The sequence below is a fragment of the Agrobacterium leguminum genome (genome assembly GCF_005144435.2).
Classification (GTDB): domain Bacteria; phylum Pseudomonadota; class Alphaproteobacteria; order Rhizobiales; family Rhizobiaceae; genus Agrobacterium; species Agrobacterium leguminum.
In genome coordinates, this window is record NZ_CP120211.1 from 323,602 (window position 1) to 341,616 (window position 18,015).

The window sequence follows — 18,015 nt, forward strand, 5'->3', positions numbered from 1 at the left end:
GGGCTTTTTGCTTGATGAAATCGTTCAATTTTTTTGAAATAAGACTATCTTGAAACTTGTGCCGAAAGGAATACGGTCAGCGAAATTGATAAGTGAGACTTAGCAATTGGGGGTGCCATGGCGTCGTCTCTGCACGTTCTTCTCGAAAAGATAATCAAGACCGGTGATCTCACCGTCAACAGCCCGGGCGGCAGCCGCACATTCGGCAACGGCGCGGGAAAAAAGGTGGTTCTGGACTTCACCGACGAAGCCGCCATGCAGGAGATCGCCGCCGATCCGGCGCTGAAGCTGGCTGAAATGTATATGGAAGGCCGGGCGAAGGTCGCGGAAGGCGACATCTACGATTTTCTGGCGCTGGTCAAAGGCAATACGCTGAGCGAGGCCCTATCCTTCGGCATGATCTGGCGCGGCATGGCGCGCATCATCGCCGCCCGCATCAAGATGCATCTGCCGGTCAACCACAACAAGAGCAACGTCGCCCATCATTACGATCTGAGCGCCAAGCTGTTCGATCTCTTCCTCGATGAGGACTGGCAATATTCCTGCGCCTATTTCAATCCGCCGGGCATCAGTCTCTACGAGGCACAGGTTGCCAAAAAACGGCACATCGCCGCCAAGCTGATGACCGAGCCGGGCCAGAGCGTGCTGGAAATCGGCTCCGGCTGGGGCGGCATGGCGATGTATATTGCCGAAAGCGCCGGTGCGGATGTGACCGGCATCACGCTCAGCGAAGAACAGCTGCGCGTTTCCCGCGACCGCGCCGCCAAACGCGGCCTTGCGGCAAATGTCCGTTTCGAATTGCAGGACTATCGCTACCTGCCGGCCTCGAAGAAATACGATCGCATCGTCTCCGTCGGCATGTTCGAACATGTCGGGCCGACCCATTATCGCGATTATTTCGACAAGGTGGCGGAGGTGCTGGACGACAAGGGCGTGATGGTGCTGCATTCCATCGGCCAGCCCTATCCGGCGCTGGCGACCAATCCCTTCATCGAAAAGTATATTTTCCCCGGCGGGTATATTCCCTCGCTTGCCGAGGTGCTGCCGGCCATCGAAAAATCGCGGCTGCTGGTGAAGGATATCGAAATCCTGCCCATGCATTACGCCCATACGCTTCGCCACTGGCGCGAGCGTTTCGTGGCGCGCAGGGCGGAAGCGGTAGCGCTTTATGATGAGCGTTTCTTCCGCATGTGGGAGTTTTATCTGGCGGGCTCGGAAATGGCCTTCACCCATGAAAATTTCCACATTCTCCAAATCCAGCTCGCCAAGGATCGCGATGCCGTGCCGCATAGTCGCGACTACATTGCGCGGAACGAGGCGAAGCTGCTGGAATTCGAGAAGACGCGCGCGCCGCTGGAGAAGGTGACGTTCTAAGGTATTTCTCCGTCATGCCGGACCTGATCCGGCATCCAGCCAGCCCAAGTCCTTGGGCTGAAAGGACTCCTCCCGCCGCGGGAAAGCCGCGTTGACTGGCTTCCGGTTCAGGGTCGGAACGACGGGGAATTCGTCGCCTGTTTTCATGCCGCGCTGGTTAATGGAATGGAAAGACAATCCCTCTAATTCTACGGACACCTGTCTGTATTGCGTTTCTGGGGTTCTTTCATGTTCAAGCCATCAGCGGCCGCCGCCGCCTGTGTTCTGTCGCTTTTTGCCGTGGGCAATGCCCATGCGGAAGGCTGGTTTTCCGGCGACTGGTATCTGAAGCTCGGCGGCGCGGGTTTCACCGCGCCGAAATATCAGGGCGACAACAAGAATGAATTCGGCTTCTCGCCCATCATTTCGCTTGGCCGTCAGGGCCAGGGCGCGCGTTTCACCTCGCGCAACGACAGCGCCTCGATTTCGCTTCTGGACAATGGCCCGATCAGTATGGGTCTTGCCGGAAAGCTGGTATCCCCGCGCGACGAGGGCGACTCGTCCGATCTGAAGGGCATGACCCGTATCAAGCGCGGCGGCGAGCTCGGCGGTTTCGCCGAGGCCTATCCGACCGACTGGCTGCGCGTTCGCGGCGAAGTCCGTCAGGGCATCCGCAGCCATAGCGGCGTGGTCGGCGACGTTGCCGTCGATGCCTTCACCGATATCGCCCCCGGCATCCAGATTTCCGCCGGGCCGCGCGCGACGTGGGTGAGCAGCAAATACAATGAGCGTTATTACGGTGTAAGTGCCGCGCAGACGGCTGCCGGCGCGCCATCGCCCTATAGCCCGGGCGGCGGCCTGCATTCCGCCGGCATCGGCGCCGCGATCACCTGGAAAGTCACCGAAAACGCCGAAGTCGGCTCGTTTGCGGAATATCGCCGCCTGACCGGCGATGCCGCCGACAGTTCGCTGGTGCGCGAGCGCGGCTCGAAGAACCAGTTCATCATCGGCGTTCAGGCGAGCTACAAGTTCAATTTCTCGCTACCCTGACAAATAGCCGAGATATCGTCCTGCAAAGCCCCGTCGCGAAACCGCTGCGGGGCTTTTCTGCGTGTGCGGCCGGGTGCTGAAATCCATTCCGATTTTCCCGCCGATGCTGTAGAACCATCCCATGGTTCACCACAGCGATTTGTCAGATCGCGTCTCCGACGCGCCATCCAATAATTGGGTCTATCGGATTTTGCCGAGGCCCCTCTGGCCCTATGCGCAGCTGGCCCGGTGGGATCGCCCCATCGGCTGGCAATTGCTGATGTGGCCATGTTTCTGGTCCGCAGCCCTTGCGGCAAATGTCGCGATGGCGAGCGGCGGCTTTTCCTGGGCGACGCTGATCTGGCATCTGGTGCTGTTCTTCATCGGATCGGTGGCGATGCGCGGCGCGGGTTGCACCTATAATGATCTGGCTGACCACAAGATCGACATGGCCGTGGCGCGCACACGTTCGCGGCCGCTGCCTTCAGGCCGCGTGAGCCGGTCGCAGGCCAAGCTCTTCATCGTCCTGCAGGCGCTTGCGGGGCTTGTCGTGCTCCTGCAGTTCAACAGTTTCGCCATCGCCACCGGCATATTCTCGTTGATCTTCGTGGCGATCTATCCCTTCGCCAAGCGCTTCACCAACTGGCCGCAATTTTTCCTCGGCCTTGCCTTTTCCTGGGGTGCGCCGATGGGCTGGGCGGGACAGTTCGGATCGATCGCCTGGCCGGCTGTCCTGCTTTATGTCGGCTCCATCGCCTGGACGATCGGTTATGATACAATCTACGCCCATCAGGACAAGGAAGACGACACTGCCGTGGGCATCGGTTCAACCGCCCTGCTGTTTGGAGAGAACACACATCGCTGGCTGGTTTTCCTTTATGGCACAGCCCTTGCCATGATGTTCCTGTCGTTCTGGATCGCGGGTGTTAACGTCATTGCCTATAGCGGCCTTGCCGCCGCGGCCATCATGCTGTTCCGGCAGGTCTGGGTGCTGAATATCGACGATGTCGATCAGTGCCTCGTGCTGTTCAAATCCAACAACCGCGTCGGCGTGCTGATTTTCGCGGGCCTCATCCTGCCGCTCCTGCTGGCGTAAACCTGTGAAAACACGAAATGAAAAAGCCCGGCCGCGTCATCCGCGCCGGGCTTTTTTGATTTGTCTGGCTGAAGATTATCAGCTGCGGGCGATGATTTCCTTGCCCTCGATCTTCATGCTCATGCCCAGCGAACCGGTGGAGCGGCGAACGAGGAAGCGGGGACGGCGTTCCGCGAAATAGGAATGGCGGCGGCGCGGGCGGGTATTCTGGGTGCGCACCTTGCCGAGATGTTCTTCCAGCGGACGGGCGACGCCATCTGCTTCCACCATCAGCATGGGAATACGGTAGGCCTCGGACCAGCTGCGCCAGTCGGCGGCGATATCGCAGAGATCGTGGGCGACGAGAAGCGGAACGCAGAGGTCCGGATCGTCGTGGTGCAGCTCCAGCGTCACCGTTACCTGTCCGTCGCCATGGTCGATGGCGCGGGCGGCGACGCCCTTGAAGGCGCGGGCTGGCAAAGCGAAGGACAAAGGCAGGCCGGAAGAGGACAGAACCTTTCTCAGAACGGCGCCCCGTTCATCGAGAGTGACGGCGACATCGGTCGCGCCATTGCCTTTTCCATAAGTGACCTGTTGCGGAAAACGTGCCGGGTCGAGTCTGAGAGTGGCGACGGCCCAGTCGGGCTTCAGAACGGTCTTGGTCATGTTTATTCTACCCTTGTTTTACCTGAGAGCCGGTTTCCGGTCTTCTCATCGGGACTTTTCGTCCTCTGATGTCGGGAGAATATCCGCCGCATGTTCGAGACTGCTTAAAAATCGCGGTTAAGAAAACTTTGCATTCCCAAATGGTTAGCAAAACACACTGTGGCATGGTTTCGCTTAGGTAAAAGAGATCGGGACAATGCGGTTTTTATCCCGGCCGAAATTGTGCTCTTTCAAGCTCCGGGCAAGGCGTCTCCCGCATAGTCAGGCAAAGGCTTGCCGTGCGTCCCGATGGAGGCGCGATGGGTGGATTGAAAACCGGAGCATTCGGCGTCTGAAGCGACGCGCGGGTCTCCAGGGGGCATTCGGATGGTATCGACTTATCTCAGCTACGACCTCATCAACCGCGATATGAAGGCAAGCCTGTCGCGCGTGTCGCAGCAGGGGCTCATCGAGCGGCAGACGACATATTACAAGGAAAACATCGGCAATGTGAAAAGCGTCGATGAGTTCCTCGACAATTACCAGCTCTATTCCTATGCCATGGATGCCTTCGGTCTCGGCGAGATGACCTATGCCAAAGCCTTCATGAAAAAGGTGCTGGAAAGCGATCTGAACGACCAGAACAGCTTCGCCAACAAGCTCACCGACGAGCGGTATCGGGAATTCGCCGCAGCCTTCAACTTCACCACATCGACGAAGACGGTTCAGACGGAAGCGCAGCTCGACAAGATGATCGGGCTTTACGATACGTCGATAACCGATCTCGATGACAGCCTTGCGGAAGAGACCCGGTATTACAAGGCGATTGTCGGCACGGTAACCAATGTCGATCAGCTGCTGCGCAACGACCGCACCCGCGCCTATATCTTTCAGGTCTTCGGCATCGATGAGAAGACCTATTCCTATGCCCATATCAAGGGATTGATGACGAGCGACATCAACGATCCCGACAGCTACATCAACCAGAAATACGGCACGGCCTATAATGACGCGGTCGAAAAACTGACGATGAAGGGCAATATCGAGCTGCACGCGCAGGTCACTGCCCGAATTACCGCAATCGATACCGAACTCGCCGACACCGGTTTGACGGCCGAGGAGCGCACGGAGCTGGAGGCGGAAAAGGTGACGCGCCAGGACCAGCTGACCCAGCTTGAGGCGGTATTGCCGCCGCAGGGTGAGTGGGAAGCGAAGCTCGCCGCCATCAAGGCCGAGCAGACGACGCTCACCAGCACCGTCACGCAATATAACAAGATGGCGCAGCTCGCCACCGCCTTCGAGTTCAAGAACGACGGCACGGTGACCGCCGGTCAGGCGCAGACGGCGGATAATCTCAAGGCCCTGACGGATGCCTATATCGGCAGCGCCCCGCGTGTGACGCCGACCGTCGCCACGCTGAACCGGGATTATTTCGAATCGAAGATCGGTTCGATCAAGACCGTAACCGAACTGACCTCGGATACCCGGCTTCTCAACTATATCAGGACCGCATTCGACCTTGACGACCTCACAGTCGTCACGGCAACGATCCAGAATATCCTGACCAGCGATCTGAGCGATCCGAGCAACTACATCGCGACCGTCGGCAAGAACGACAAGCGTTATATCGCCTTGAGAAATGCCTTCAATTTCCAGACCGACGGAACGCTGGCAGACGGCACGACACCCCAGACGACGGCACAGACCGCGACCACCACCAGCGGTTATATGACCTATTATAACGACAAGGATGATGCCGCCGACGAGAAGGCGCTGAAGCTGTTCAAGAGCGATATAGCCAGCGTCACATCCGTCAAGGATTTCATCGACAGCAGCGCGGTCTATACCTATGCGCTGAAAGCCGTCGGCCTCGATCCGACCAAGGTGAATTCCGCCGATATCCGCAAGGTCCTCACCAGCGATCTGCAGGATAAAAAGAGCTTCGTCTACACGCTGAAAGACGAGCGTTATGTCAAGCTGGCGGAGCTGTTCAACTTCGCCTCCGATGGCAGCGTCGGCACACCGGTTCTGGCGCAGTCGGAAATCGAGATGCAGACCATGTCGGCCGACTACATCAAGAAAAAATCGGCTTTCGGCACGGAAAAGGACAAGGAAACGGCGACGAAGGAATCGGAATATTTCACCGCCGAGATGCAGAAGATCAAGACGCTCAAGGAATTCCTGAGCAACGATCGCCTGACGAAATTCGCGATGGAATCGCTCGGGATCGATCCCGAAAGCGTGACGAAGGAACAGCTCGAAAAGGCCTTCACCTCGAAGCTCGATGACAAGGACAGCTACGTCAACAAGGAGATGGATCCGGTCTTCCGCCGCCTCGTCACCGCCTTCAACTTCAATACCGACGGTACGCTTCTTCACGAGGACCGCAGCCTGATCCAGACCCGGCGCGGCCTTTACGAGACGCTGGACAATTATCTCACCCAGACGCTGGAAACGCAGGCGGGCGAAGAAAATGCCGGTGTGCGCCTGGCGCTCTATTTCCAGCGCATGGCGGCCGGAACGACGTCCTATTACTCGATCCTCGCCGACACGGCGCTCCAGAGCTTCATCAACACCACTTTCGGGATTCCGGACGAACTCGCCAATGCCGAGGTCGATACGCAGGTGACGATGATGAAGAAATACTTCGACATTGAGGATTTTCAGGATCCGGAAAAGGTCAAGAAGATGGTCGCCCGTTTCACCATCATGTACGATAATCAGCAGAACACCACCGATCCGATCATGACGCTCTTCAACGGCAGCGGTTCGGTGGGCATCAGCGCCGATACGCTGCTGGCGGTTGCCACGCTGCGGGCGCGGTAGCAGAGAAAGCGCGAACGAGCGACGGGAGGAGCGGGGTTAGCCGGCTTGAGGCTGATGACAAAGCCTTCCGCATACGCGACGTCATCCCCGGGATTTGTACTATCCTCTTACCACCCCGGCAGCATGTGCCCGGCGCGCAGGCGCGGCATCTTGGGGTAGGTCTTCACATCGCTGTCCATTTCGTCGGCAACGCTCATCGGCGAAATATTGTCGAGGCAGGCGGTGATGTGGTCGGTGATGGCGTTCACCAGCGAGGGGGAGAGGCCCGGCCGTTTCATCAGGCCGATCTGCACTGGCGGCAGGGGCGGGAAGCCGTCCGCGGCGGTCAGAACCTTCATGCCGGTGCGCAGCGCCGATTCCGGCAGCACCGAGACGGCCATGCCCGCCAGAACGGCGGCGGCGACCACGGTGGAAGACCAGCTCGTGAACAGGACCTGATAGTCCCGCCCATCGGCGTCGAGCGCCGAACAGGCAAGCTGGCGCCAGTGGCAATCGCGCCGCCCAACGGCGAGCGGCACGGGTGCATCGTCCTTCAGCGGATGGTTGGCGGAAGCGACCCAGCAGAGCGGCTCGGTGCGCACCACATCCGAGGAGCGCGCGCGCGGATTATGGGTGACGAGCGCGATATCCAGCTCGCCGCGCGCCATTTTTTCGGCGAGGCTGACCGAAGGTTCGCAGACGATATAAAGCTCGACATTGGGATGGGTCTTGGCGAAGCGCCCGATAATCTCCGGCATGTAGCGGTCGGCATAGTCATCGGGTGTGCCGATGCGCAGCATGCCCTCCAGCCGGTTGTCGTCGAAGGCGGCGATCGCCTCATTATTGAGGCGGATGATGCGGCGGGCGTAATTCATCAGCTTTTCACCCTCCGCCGTCAGGCGGTTGCCGCGCCCGTCCTTGGCGAAAAGCTGCTTGCCGATCCGTTCTTCCAGCCGTCGCATCTGCATGGAAACGGCGGATTGCGTCTTGAAAACGCGGTCTGCGGCCTTGGTGAAGCTGCCCGTATCGACGATGGCGATGAAGGTATGCAGCTGGTCTATGTCGAGAGGTGCGGACATGGATGGCCATCCATCAGAATGATTGATGCCTCACATTAGAAACATTCGTTGGACTGATCAATAGTCTTGCGACATTTTGACACCCAGCAAATCAATATCAACCCCGGGCCGGCAAAATGTCAGGCCCCCAACCCGAGGCAGCTTCTCGCGCGTGGTGCGCCGGGGGCGGTGCCGCATCGTGCCGTTACGAAAGGATAAGTGTCATGCGCACGGCAGAACGGAGAATGGAACTGGAACTCGCAACCTCCAGGCAGAACGATACGCTTCGTCGTGTCGCCGGCCTCTTTGCTTTCCGCGTCAAAACGTTCTTGCAGCGCATCTACAATCGTATCGTGGCCAATGGTCTCACGGAACTTGATGACCGCCTTCTGGCCGATATCGGTCTGGCGCGCTCGGATGTGAGGGATGCGCTCAATACCGGCCTGCTCGAGGATCCGACCGCCCATCTGACCCGCGCCGCACGCAACCGCGCGGTGACCCGGTTCAAGACCGTTTAAAGCATTTCCAGGAAAAGTGGACCCCGGTTTTCCGTCCGGAAATGCGCCAAAACGTTCCAGAATGTTCGGGCAATTCCGGCAGACCTCCAGCCGCCGGAATTGCTTTCGAACGGAAAAGTTTTCCCCGCAGGGTGATTTGCCAATAGCCCTGCCTTTGCCCGGTGTCAGGCCCCTCGGCCGCGCCGGGCTTTTTTAATGGCGGCGCAATTTTAGCGGCACTGCCTCAATACTGATATTCTTCGAACACCGGCAGCACGGAGCCGCCCCAGCGACCGTTGTAAAGCGCAAGCAGGTCTTCGGCGAGCGTGGTCTTCTTGGCAAGAACTTCATCCAGCGACGACAGGAACACGGTTTCGTCCTGACCTTCGCCGTTCAGGCGCTTGCGGTTTTTGAGGCCGGTGCGGGAAATGTCGAGCACCTGGCGGGCGAGACCGAGAAGCGGCTTGCCGGCGATCTCGGCGGAAAGACCCTTGGCCGGAACGGCATTGCGAAGGGCGATGACCTCGTCGAAGCTCCAGCCGGCGGTCAGCGCATCGGCAGCGGTCAGCGCCTCGTCATCGTAAAGAAGGCCGACCCAGAAAGCGGGAAGGGCGCAGATGCGTCTCCACGGGCCGCCATCCGCACCGCGCATTTCCAGAAAGCGCTTCAGGCGCACATCCGGGAACAGGGTGGAAAGATGGTTCGTCCAGTCGCCCATGGTCGGCTGCCAGTCGGCGATTTCACCCTTCAGCGCCCCGTTCATGAACTGGCGGAAGGTGACATGGGTGCAATCATGATATTTGCCGTCGCGCACGATGAAATACATCGGCACGTCGAGCGCCCATTCCACATAGTCCTTGAAGCCGAAGTCATCGCTGAAGGTGAAGGGCAGCACGCCCGAGCGGCGATTGTCGGTGTCGCGCCAGATATCGCCGCGCCACGAAAGAAGACCGTTCGGCTTGCCTTCGGTGAAGGGCGAGGAGGCGAAGAGCGCTGTCGCCAGCGATTGCAGCTTCATGGAAACGCGCATCTTCCGGCGCATGTCCGCTTCGGAGGAGAAATCGAGATTAACCTGAATGGTGCAGGTGCGGTACATCATGTCGAGACCCTTGGTCCCGACCTTCGGCATATAGCGCGTCATGATCGCGTAACGCGATTTCGGCATGCGCGGCGTTTCGTCGTAGCTCCACAGCGGGCTGCCGCCGATGCCGAGGAAACGGATGCCCATCGGCTCGGCCACTTCGCGCAGCGTCGCCAGATGCTGGTTGGATTCCTTGCAAGTCTGGTGCAGGTTTTCGAGCGGCGCGCCCGATAGTTCGAACTGGCCGCCCGGCTCGATGGAGATGGCGCCCATGCCGTGCTGCTCGCCAAGGCCGATGATGTTTCCGCCGTCCATGATCGGCTCCCAGCCGAGCTTTTCCTGCATGCCCTTCAAAAGCGCGGAAATGCTGGCTTCGCCGAAATAGGGAACGGGACTGTTATCCTCGCGGAAAAACGCGAATTTTTCATGTTCGGTGCCGATGCGGAAGTCGGCTTCAGCTTTGCAACCGCCCGCCAGATAATCTGTAAGCTCCGTGACGGAGGAGAGGGGGGTCTGGTCGGTCGTGTCGCGTGCCATGGCTTACCTTGTTATGACGTCTCTGTTGCGGCGAGGCATATGATTGGCAGATAGGGCCGGATCGTATCCGGAGGCAAATGAATTTCTTTTAAAGATGCATGAAGCGCAATGGGGCCATTCAATTCCAGTCGCCGATCGCCGCCTGAATGACCGCGAGCGCGGCGACGGCGGCCGTATCGGCCCTCAGGATACGCGGCCCGAGCGGAATGGCGGTAACGAAAGCAAGGCTGCGCAGAAGCTCCCTTTCTTCCTCGGAAAATCCGCCTTCCGGGCCGACTAGCAGGGCAAGTTTGCGCTCCGTGACGGCTTGCAGGATCGGCAGCGGATTTTGCCCCGCATCGCCTTCGTCGCAATAGATGATGCGCCTGTCGTGGGGCCAGCTCTCGAGCATGTCCTTCAGTTTCACCGGCTGGGCCACCTCGGGCAGAGACAGTATGCCGCACTGCTCGGCGGCTTCGATGGCGTTGGCGCGCAGTTTTTCGGTGTTGTGAATCTTGCCCTGAACATGCTGCGTCATCACCGGCTGCAACAGGCCGGCGCCCATCTCCACCGCCTTTTGTACCAGATAATCCATGCGCCCGACTTTCAGCGGCGCAAAAAGATAATGCAGGTCCGGGGCGTTCGGCTGGGGCCGTGTCTGCTCGAGGGGGACGAGCACGATCTTCTTGCGGCTCGGAAAGGCAAGTTTCGCTTTCCATTCGCCATCGCGACCGTTGAACAGCAGGATTTCCGCACCGTCGGCCATGCGCAGCACGTTGGCGAGATAATTGAACTGTTCGCCCGTCGCCTCCTGCGCGACGCCTTCGGCAAGGCTGGCTTCGATATACAGGCGTTGCATCCGGAAATTGGCGCGCATGGGATTCTGTTTCAGGTTCAGAGAAAGAGGGAGGACATGAGCCAGTAAAGCAGCGCCGCAAGCGCTGCACTGGAGGGAACGGTGACCAGCCAGGCGGCGATGATCGTCATGAAGTGGGAGCGGCGGACGAGATAACGGCGGCGTATCTCGGAAGGATTGTCGGCATATCTTTCGGACCGGCGGGGCCTGCCGTCACCAGCCTGAACGAGCTCCTGCCGCCGCCGCGACGATTGCGTGTACCATTCGCGGAAGAAACCGACGCCGAACACCGCGCCGATTGCCGTGTGGGTGGTGCTGACCGGCAGGCCGAAGCGTGAGGCAACGAGCACGGTGAGCGCCGTGGCCACGGAAACGCAGAAGGCGCGCATCGGATTGAGCTTGGTGATCTGCTCACCGACGAGGCGGATAAGGCGCGGGCCATAAAGAAGAATACCGCAGGAAAGCCCGAAGGCGCCGACCAGCATCACCCACATCGGTGCGCGGGCGGACGTGCTCACCGCCTCGTCATGCAGGGCCCGCACGATGGCAACGACTGGCCCGATGGCGTTCGAAACGTCATTCGCCCCATGGGCGAAGGACATCAGGCCGGCGGCGAGAACCAGCGGCCACTGGAACAGGATTCGAAGCGACTGGTTGCGGTTTTCCAATCCTTCCGATTGTTTGCGGATGATCGGCACGCAGAGCCGCCAGACCACGAGCCCGGTCACCAGCCCTGTGAGGCTAGCATGGCCAAGCGACACATGCATGAGCTGCCGCAATCCGACCCAGATAAGATAGGCCGTGAAGACGCCCGCCATCAAACCGATGAGAACCGGAACCCACAGCCGGGCGGAGGTAAGCTTGTCCTCGCGGTAGATGATGAATTCCTTGATGAAAGCAAGGATGGCGACGGCGATGATGGCGCTGATGAAGGGCGCCAGTACCCATGCGAAGGCAATGCTGCCGAGCGAAAGCCAGTCGACCGCCTTCGCCCCATAGGCGGCCATTCCCGCACCCGCAACCCCGCCCACCACCGTATGGGTGGTGGAAATCGGTGCCTTCGTCCATGTCGAGATATTGACGAGAAGGCCGGCGGCGAGAAGCGCCGACAGCATCGCCCATGAAAAGGCGGTCCTGTCGGGAATGGTCTCGATGTTGATGATGCCGCTGGAAATGGTCTCGACCACATTGCCGCCGGTGATCAGCGCGCCGGCAATCTCGCAGATGGCGGCGACGATGAGGGCGGCGGCAAGCGGCATGGCTTTGGCCCCAACCGCCGGGCCGACATTGTTCGTAACGTCGTTCGCGCCGATATTGATCGCCATATAGGCGCCGATGGCGACGGCGGCGATGATGATGACCGAGCCCGCGGTGCCGGTGACGAAGACGCCGGCGAAGATGGCCGCCAGGACAACGAACATGAACCCCGCGCCAAGGCCGGCAAGCTGCTGCGTGACATGCAGCGTCGCCTCTTCGACACGGGTAATCTTGTCGAGATCCTTGTCGAGCGTCGGTTTCATATTCGATGGCGGCTTGATTGCCATTCAGACCTCGTTTGCCAGCATTCCCTTTCGTCCGGCAGTGTCGCAGGTTGAAGGCAATTTTACAGAAAGACTGTTACATCTCGCACATCTTTCCAAAAGGAAAGACGATAAAAGCCATGTTGGAAAAACAAACTGCACATTGCCACGTTCGGGGCGGGCGCGCTATTTCGAATGCGTCATCCGTTTGTCGAAAGCGAGCATCAGCGCTTTCAATTCCGGCTCGTTGACGCGTTTTCCCGCCTCCTGGGGGCTGACCCATTCCAGCCGTCTGGATTGTTTTTCGGGAAAGCTTTCCTGCATCTCCGAAACTTCGAGCAGATGCACCTGAACCCTGCACGGCACGTTGACGCCGCTGTTCAGCTTTTTCTCGTATTCGTAATAACCGAAGGGCGCCTTTTCCACCGTGCCTCTGACACCGGCTTCCTCATAGGCTTCCTGCTCGGCCACCGCATGGGCCTTCTTGTTGGCCATGGGCCAGCCCTTGGGAATGACCCAGCGTCCCGTATCCCGGCTGGTCAGCAGCAATACTTCCGGCTCCGGATTCTTCTTGGACAATCGATAGCACAGCGCCGCATATTGCTGTCGCGGCGGTCTGCGCAACATCAAGCCAACATCTGTCGCCAATCGATTCAAAATCTTCAATCCGAATAGGTCCTTCTTTGCCCGCTAATGATAATTGCTAATATAGATATCCCGTAAATTCCGCCAATCCCTCATGACCCATAACCCACTACTGTCTTCATGCGGATGAAGCCTGTAAGCCCGGAAAATGCGGAAGATGTGCGAACAGGGCTTCGACCGGGCGGCTTCCCGGCCAAACAGCCGATTGCGGCAATACCGTCTCTGTCTGCTTTCACGTCCTGAAACGCAAAACCGCTATGAATAATTGCCGGTATTGCGTCTGTCGGGATTTAATCCCCAATGCCGGAGGCCTTCGATAACGCCGTCGGCTTCCGTCGCACGCGCCTGGAAAAAACGATTGTCGAGACCCGCCAGTGAGACAAGCTCCGGCAATGCATTGCCCACGATCACGCCGCGAATATCATTCAATTCGAACATCGCCCGATCGTTGCCAGTATCGCCCGCGACCGCTGATTCGTCGAGGCCGATGCGCAATTGTCCACATAACCATGCAAGCGCGGCACCCTTGTCAGCGGCCTTCGGCAATATGTCGAGATCGCGGTCGCTGGAATAGACGATGCGGGCATCGATATCGGCGGCCACAAGCGCTGCTTCGATCTCGCCAAGCGCGGCATCATCAGCACCATGCAGGAACCAACTGGATTTAAGGCCGTGCTGATAGCGCTCCTCCTGCATCGTCACGCCCGGCACGCCGGCCATCACGTCACCGATCCTCTGCGGATCGAAACCGGTTCCGAGAGAAGTTTTATAGGCGCTTTCGAGTTCGCTGCGCTCTTTCGCGTGAAGCATGGTGCCGACCCCGCCGATGATGTAGTCCGGCTGCGGCAGCGGCACCTCTTCGAGAAGCGCAAGCTGGTCGTCGATCAGCCTGCCGCTGTTGAAAACCAGAAGGGGACGTTGACCCTCCGGCAACGAGTGCCAGAAATCACGGAACCGGCGCGTGGCGTCGTTATCGCCGACGACGGTTCCGTCGAGATCGGTGGAAAAAAGGCGAAGCGGTCTCAATCGCCGTCGTTCCATGGTTCGGCCCAATCGGCTTCTTCCAGAACCGGCATCATGGTCCTGCCTTCCACAAGGGCGAGAAGCTGCTGGGCAATGCCGGTCCATGTGAACAGGCTGCGCGCCTTGTGCGCCCCCATGCGCGAAAGCCGACCGTAAAGCCGCTCATGTTTGAACGGCTTCATCATGGTGATGCCGAGGTCTTCCTTGTCGAAAGGATCGGCAAACAGCGCATGGCGGCCATAGCTGATGGCCCGGAACAACCCGCCATGGGTGGTGACGACGGTGGGCGTACCGCTCGCCATCGCCTCGATCGCTGTCATACCGAAGGGTTCATAGCGGCTTGAGAGAACGAAGAGATCGGCGGCGCGATAGATGTCCGGCAGATCCTCGTCCGTGACGTAACCGGAAAAGGCCACCTTGTCTTCCAGACCGAGCGCTTTAACCCGCTCCTTCAGTTGGTTGAGGATCGTGGTTTCCTGCTCGTCCATATTCTCGCCGCCGACGGCCAGATGCAGCCGGGCTTCCGGTTCGCGCTCGGCAAGCACGGAGAAACCGTCGATCAGCAGGTCATAACCCTTGTTGGTCGCAAGGCGTCCGAGCGCCAGCACCGTCTTGCCCTCGAAACCGAAACGCTGCCGGATCATCTGCCGCGTCGCATCGGAAACCGGGAAGAAACGGTTGTCGTCATAACCCGGCGGGATCATGTGGATGTGCTTGCGCTTCAGACCGTAATCCTCGATCAGAACGTCGAGCTGCACCGGCGTCGTGGCGATCACCATATCGCAACTGCGATAGATGATAAGCTCGTGCTGGATACGTTCCCTGAAGTTGAATTCCAGTTCGAACGTATCGGCCTTTTCCGGATAGTCTGTCTCCATCTGGCGCTTTTTCCAGATGCCGAGCGAATGCGGCGTGTGCAGATGCGGGATTTTCAGTGCTTCGGACAGCCGCTGCCCGGCGACGCCCGCATCCCAATAATGGCTGTTGATGAAAGAATAATTCAGGTCGTTTTTCTTGATGAAACGCAGCGCATTTTCGCACCATTCCATCAGGTGGCGGTGCAGATATTCCTTGGGAATGAAATCCCGCCCGCCGCAGGGAACGCGCACCACGCGGACGCGCTCATCAACCTCATCGAATTCCGGCTGGTCTTCGAAGCGGCGGGTGTAAAGATCGACAGTATAACCGAGCTGGCCGAGTTTGCGTGCAAGCTCAAGCACATAAACCACCTGTCCACCGGTGTCCGCAGCACCCAGCGGCGGGTGCGCGGCGACATAGCCATGCGTCGATATGAGAGCTATCCGCGGATAGCGTTCAGTTTCGCTCGTGGTCGTCATGGGTCCCATCTTGGTAAATTTTTCCAATTAACCCGATAAAAAGACCAAAGAGCACAAAAGGTTCCATCAAAACATGAAAAAACCGGGTGCCGCATTTCGCCGGAGGGCGTTTTCAGCTGCTGCGCTGCTGCTGCCTCAGGCGCGAAATCCGGTCCCATTCCCGCGCCTGGTGGGCCTTGGTTGTCGTCTCCACGATGAAGTCGATATGGGCCTCCGCCGCCGCCCTTGCCGCGGCCGGATCGCCGGCGGCAATCGCATCGTGGATGGCGATATGCTGTCTCAGCACCTCGTCATGGGCGCCCGCGATAGTGAAGATGAGATGGCGATTGTAGAAGATGTCGTCGCTCAGAAGCCGATAGCAGGAGCGCAACGTGTGCATCAGCACGATATTATGCGCCGCCTCGCCAATGGCGTTGTGAAATTCCACATCGCCCGCAAGCTCCTCTTCGAAACGGCCCGCCTCATGCGCTTCCCGCATTCTGTCCACGATGGCGGCGAGGTTGTGCCTGTCCGGTTCCGTCGCCCGCTGTGCGGCAAGTTCGGCGGTCATGCCTTCGATATAGCGGCGATATTCGAGGAAATCCCGTGTCGCCCGGCTGTGGCGGGTGATCAGCGCGCTCAAGGGATCGGAAAAGACCGGGCCGACAATATCGGCGACGTAGGTGCCGCCGCCATGCCGGCTGGTAAGAAGGCCGCGGGTCTCAAGCTCCTTCAGCGCTTCCCGCAGGATAGGCCGCGAGACATCGAGGCGTTGCGCCAGTTCGCGCTCGCCGGGCAGCCTGTCGCCATCGCGCAATATACCGTCGAGAATCAGTTCCTCGAAACGTAAGATCACCTCCTGCGATGTGCGGCTGTGCTCGATGCGCGCAAAAAGCGTTTCGTCCATCGCAGAAGTCTCCGGCGAAATCCCGCCCCGTATTTCGATGGGGGCAAATTATCAGCGAAGCATCGCACTGGTCAAATATTCTATCCAGTTCCACGCCTCATCCGTGCCATGCCTGCGGCAACACGGCATCTGCCATTTCGAATTGGCTTTTGTTAAAGCAGCAGCAGCAGGACAGGGTGACGATGGCGGATTTTTCCGCCAGGTGGATCAAAACAATGACAGCGGCTTCGATTGCGGTGTTTTCATCGTGATCGATGTTTTAAAGTTTTTTCGCTTTTCTTCGAATCGCGAAAACACTCTAACTCTTTATTTTAGCGCATTTCCGGACGGAAAACCGGGGTCCACTTTTCCTGGAAATGCTCTAATGAAACCGGCGCAACAGGCGGGGACGATATTGCAATGGCCAAGGGTAGATTTGCTTTCGCAAGCGCGCCGGAAAGATCGCTGGCGCTCGGGGAGGTTCATGCGCGGCCGACGGTGCTTCTCGCACCCTCGCGCATCATCGTCCAGCTCGCCTTCATGATGGATGGCGGTTCGGCCGTGCACCACTCGGTCATCGCGGAAATGTCGCGCAGCCGCGGTGTTGCGCCGCCGGAGCGCGATGCCCGCCACCATGCCATGCCCTGGGGGCAGGGGACCTTGCGCTGGGAGCGGCATACTGAATTCTCGACCTGGTTCTGGGATGGCCCCGCGCCGGAAAAATTTGGCGGCGAGATTGCCGGCGATCCCTTCGGCGACGGCTTTTCGCCGCCCGGCTCGCTGATCTCGGGCGTGCGGCTGGAAATCCGCCCGGAAAATGGCGTGGCGTCTCAGGCGGAGACGATCTTCGAGCCGACCAGCCTCTGTCACAGCGACGTGCGCGACGGTCAGGCGGCGATCCTCACCGATTTCCGGCAGGATCGCGACGGGCTGACGCAGATATTGGTGATCGACCGGGGCTTGAGCGATTACAGCCGCGGCGCGCTGGTGCAGCGGCTGTTGGATATCGAGACCTATCGCACCCTTGCCATGCTCGGTCTGCCGATGGCGCAGACGCTCTCGCCGGAAATCCGCCGCATCGAAGATGGTTTGACGGGTATTACCCAGCGCATGAAAAACGGCGCGCGCGACGAGGCCGATGCGCTGCTGGCGGAAATGACCCGGCTTGCGGCCGAACTGGAAGCGAATGCCGCGCTCAGCCTCTATCGTTTCGGCGCCAGCCGCGCTTATGACGGCATCGTGCGCGAACGCATCCGGGCGCTTGCGGAAACCCCGGTGCAGGGCCACGAGACCATGGGCAGCTTTCTGGAACGGCGCATGGCGCCGGCCATGCGCACCTGCCAGTCGGTGGAGGAGCGGCAGGCCAACCTGTCGCGCAAGCTCTATCGCGCCACGGCGCTCGTCCGAAGCTGGATCGACGTGGAGCTGGAACGGCAGAATACGGTGCTCTTGAACACGATGAACAAGCGCGCCGCCATGCAGCTTCGCCTGCAGCAGACGGTCGAAGGCCTCTCGGTCGCCGCCATCTCCTATTATGTCGTCGGTCTGATCGGTTATCTCACCAAGGCGATCAGCCATGATGTGCTGCCGCTCGACCCTGCCGTCGTCACGGGCATCTCCGTTCCTTTCGCGGTTCTCGGCGTCTGGTGGGTGGTGCGCCGCATCCGCCGCTCCCATGCCGAGGGCGGGCACTGAGGGGTAATACCATTT

Annotated in this window: 16 protein-coding genes; 7 read left to right on the plus strand and 9 right to left on the minus strand. The window is 59.4% G+C overall.

What is annotated here, in order from left to right; genetic code table 11:
* Nucleotides 1–117: 117 nt before the first annotated feature.
* The 3 genes from CFBP4996_RS01545 (at nucleotide 118) to ubiA (ending at nucleotide 3,478) form a co-directional block, all read left to right on the plus strand.
* Complete coding sequence (locus CFBP4996_RS01545; protein ID WP_080852627.1) at nucleotides 118–1,374, plus strand: cyclopropane fatty acid synthase; 1,257 nt, start codon at nucleotides 118–120, stop codon at nucleotides 1,372–1,374.
* Between the two features lie 228 nt (nucleotides 1,375–1,602).
* Nucleotides 1,603–2,403, plus strand: a complete 801-nt coding sequence (locus tag CFBP4996_RS01550) for a MipA/OmpV family protein (protein WP_031234593.1) — start codon at nucleotides 1,603–1,605, stop codon at nucleotides 2,401–2,403.
* A 121-nt stretch (nucleotides 2,404–2,524) separates the two neighbouring features.
* Complete coding sequence (ubiA, locus tag CFBP4996_RS01555; RefSeq protein WP_080852626.1) at nucleotides 2,525–3,478, plus strand: 4-hydroxybenzoate octaprenyltransferase; 954 nt, start codon at nucleotides 2,525–2,527, stop codon at nucleotides 3,476–3,478.
* 78 nt (nucleotides 3,479–3,556) lie between these two features.
* Here ubiA and CFBP4996_RS01560 read toward each other — a convergent pair whose 3' ends face one another.
* On the minus strand, nucleotides 3,557–4,123 hold the full coding sequence (locus CFBP4996_RS01560; protein WP_003503226.1) for a DUF6101 family protein: 567 nt from the start codon (nucleotides 4,121–4,123) through the stop codon (nucleotides 3,557–3,559).
* Nucleotides 4,124–4,489: 366 nt separating this feature from the next.
* Between CFBP4996_RS01560 and CFBP4996_RS01565 the strand changes: the two genes are divergently transcribed.
* Nucleotides 4,490–6,928: a DUF1217 domain-containing protein gene (locus tag CFBP4996_RS01565; protein ID WP_080852625.1), complete on the plus strand. Its 2,439-nt coding sequence runs from the start codon at nucleotides 4,490–4,492 to the stop codon at nucleotides 6,926–6,928.
* A gap of 107 nt (nucleotides 6,929–7,035) precedes the next feature.
* Here CFBP4996_RS01565 and CFBP4996_RS01570 read toward each other — a convergent pair whose 3' ends face one another.
* The gene (locus CFBP4996_RS01570) at nucleotides 7,036–7,986 is read right to left on the minus strand and encodes a LysR substrate-binding domain-containing protein (RefSeq protein WP_004432791.1); all 951 of its coding nucleotides are present in this window, start codon (nucleotides 7,984–7,986) and stop codon (nucleotides 7,036–7,038) included.
* 203 nt (nucleotides 7,987–8,189) lie between these two features.
* Between CFBP4996_RS01570 and CFBP4996_RS01575 the strand changes: the two genes are divergently transcribed.
* Nucleotides 8,190–8,483, plus strand: a complete 294-nt coding sequence (locus CFBP4996_RS01575; protein WP_004432794.1) for a YjiS-like domain-containing protein — start codon at nucleotides 8,190–8,192, stop codon at nucleotides 8,481–8,483.
* A gap of 223 nt (nucleotides 8,484–8,706) precedes the next feature.
* On the opposite strand, the gene CFBP4996_RS01580 is transcribed toward CFBP4996_RS01575, so the two are convergent.
* The 7 genes from CFBP4996_RS01580 to CFBP4996_RS01610 form a co-directional block, all read right to left on the minus strand.
* Nucleotides 8,707–10,080: a glutamate--cysteine ligase gene (locus CFBP4996_RS01580; protein ID WP_080852624.1), complete on the minus strand. Its 1,374-nt coding sequence runs from the start codon at nucleotides 10,078–10,080 to the stop codon at nucleotides 8,707–8,709.
* A 118-nt stretch (nucleotides 10,081–10,198) separates the two neighbouring features.
* Complete coding sequence (locus tag CFBP4996_RS01585; RefSeq protein WP_162935927.1) at nucleotides 10,199–10,936, minus strand: 16S rRNA (uracil(1498)-N(3))-methyltransferase; 738 nt, start codon at nucleotides 10,934–10,936, stop codon at nucleotides 10,199–10,201.
* A gap of 17 nt (nucleotides 10,937–10,953) precedes the next feature.
* Nucleotides 10,954–12,459, minus strand: a complete 1,506-nt coding sequence (locus tag CFBP4996_RS01590) for an inorganic phosphate transporter (RefSeq protein WP_004432803.1) — start codon at nucleotides 12,457–12,459, stop codon at nucleotides 10,954–10,956.
* Nucleotides 12,460–12,621: 162 nt separating this feature from the next.
* A complete protein-coding gene (locus tag CFBP4996_RS01595; RefSeq protein WP_059760707.1) occupies nucleotides 12,622–13,062 on the minus strand; it encodes an NUDIX hydrolase in 441 nt (146 codons plus the stop codon).
* Nucleotides 13,063–13,335: 273 nt separating this feature from the next.
* A complete protein-coding gene (locus CFBP4996_RS01600) occupies nucleotides 13,336–14,106 on the minus strand; it encodes an HAD family hydrolase (RefSeq protein WP_080852622.1) in 771 nt (256 codons plus the stop codon).
* Entirely contained in the window at nucleotides 14,103–15,449 is a 1,347-nt protein-coding gene (locus CFBP4996_RS01605) for a glycosyltransferase family 4 protein (protein WP_162935926.1), read from the minus strand. The genes CFBP4996_RS01600 and CFBP4996_RS01605 overlap by 4 nt, the downstream gene beginning before the upstream one ends.
* A 103-nt stretch (nucleotides 15,450–15,552) precedes the next feature.
* A complete protein-coding gene (locus CFBP4996_RS01610) occupies nucleotides 15,553–16,326 on the minus strand; it encodes a FadR/GntR family transcriptional regulator (RefSeq protein ID WP_080852620.1) in 774 nt (257 codons plus the stop codon).
* On the opposite strand from CFBP4996_RS01610, the gene CFBP4996_RS01615 reads away from it, so the two are divergent.
* Together CFBP4996_RS01615 and CFBP4996_RS01620 are read left to right on the plus strand one after the other, a co-directional pair.
* Nucleotides 16,301–16,849: a hypothetical protein gene (locus tag CFBP4996_RS01615; protein WP_233283516.1), complete on the plus strand. Its 549-nt coding sequence runs from the start codon at nucleotides 16,301–16,303 to the stop codon at nucleotides 16,847–16,849. The two genes, CFBP4996_RS01610 and CFBP4996_RS01615, sit on opposite strands and share 26 nt — an antisense overlap.
* On the plus strand, nucleotides 16,771–18,000 hold the full coding sequence (locus CFBP4996_RS01620) for a DUF3422 family protein (RefSeq protein ID WP_233283553.1): 1,230 nt from the start codon (nucleotides 16,771–16,773) through the stop codon (nucleotides 17,998–18,000). Before CFBP4996_RS01615 ends, CFBP4996_RS01620 begins: the two co-directional genes overlap by 79 nt.
* Nucleotides 18,001–18,015: the final 15 nt, after the last annotated feature.

What these genes read in the sequence shown, in the direction of transcription:
- CFBP4996_RS01585 (WP_162935927.1), bottom strand. Translation starts at nt 10,936, where the DNA reads ATGCGCGCCAATTTCCGGATGCAACGCCTGTATATCGAAGCCAGCCTT.
- CFBP4996_RS01575 (WP_004432794.1), top strand. Translation starts at nt 8,190, where the DNA reads ATGCGCACGGCAGAACGGAGAATGGAACTGGAACTCGCAACCTCCAGG.
- CFBP4996_RS01615 (WP_233283516.1), top strand. Translation starts at nt 16,301, where the DNA reads ATGCGCGCAAAAAGCGTTTCGTCCATCGCAGAAGTCTCCGGCGAAATC.
- CFBP4996_RS01605 (WP_162935926.1), bottom strand. Translation starts at nt 15,449, where the DNA reads ATGGGACCCATGACGACCACGAGCGAAACTGAACGCTATCCGCGGATA.
- CFBP4996_RS01550 (WP_031234593.1), top strand. Translation starts at nt 1,603, where the DNA reads ATGTTCAAGCCATCAGCGGCCGCCGCCGCCTGTGTTCTGTCGCTTTTT.
- CFBP4996_RS01610 (WP_080852620.1), bottom strand. Translation starts at nt 16,326, where the DNA reads ATGGACGAAACGCTTTTTGCGCGCATCGAGCACAGCCGCACATCGCAG.
- CFBP4996_RS01560 (WP_003503226.1), bottom strand. Translation starts at nt 4,123, where the DNA reads ATGACCAAGACCGTTCTGAAGCCCGACTGGGCCGTCGCCACTCTCAGA.
- CFBP4996_RS01595 (WP_059760707.1), bottom strand. Translation starts at nt 13,062, where the DNA reads ATGTTGCGCAGACCGCCGCGACAGCAATATGCGGCGCTGTGCTATCGA.
- CFBP4996_RS01565 (WP_080852625.1), top strand. Translation starts at nt 4,490, where the DNA reads ATGGTATCGACTTATCTCAGCTACGACCTCATCAACCGCGATATGAAG.
- CFBP4996_RS01570 (WP_004432791.1), bottom strand. Translation starts at nt 7,986, where the DNA reads ATGTCCGCACCTCTCGACATAGACCAGCTGCATACCTTCATCGCCATC.
- CFBP4996_RS01590 (WP_004432803.1), bottom strand. Translation starts at nt 12,459, where the DNA reads ATGGCAATCAAGCCGCCATCGAATATGAAACCGACGCTCGACAAGGAT.
- CFBP4996_RS01580 (WP_080852624.1), bottom strand. Translation starts at nt 10,080, where the DNA reads ATGGCACGCGACACGACCGACCAGACCCCCCTCTCCTCCGTCACGGAG.
- ubiA (WP_080852626.1), top strand. Translation starts at nt 2,525, where the DNA reads ATGGTTCACCACAGCGATTTGTCAGATCGCGTCTCCGACGCGCCATCC.
- CFBP4996_RS01545 (WP_080852627.1), top strand. Translation starts at nt 118, where the DNA reads ATGGCGTCGTCTCTGCACGTTCTTCTCGAAAAGATAATCAAGACCGGT.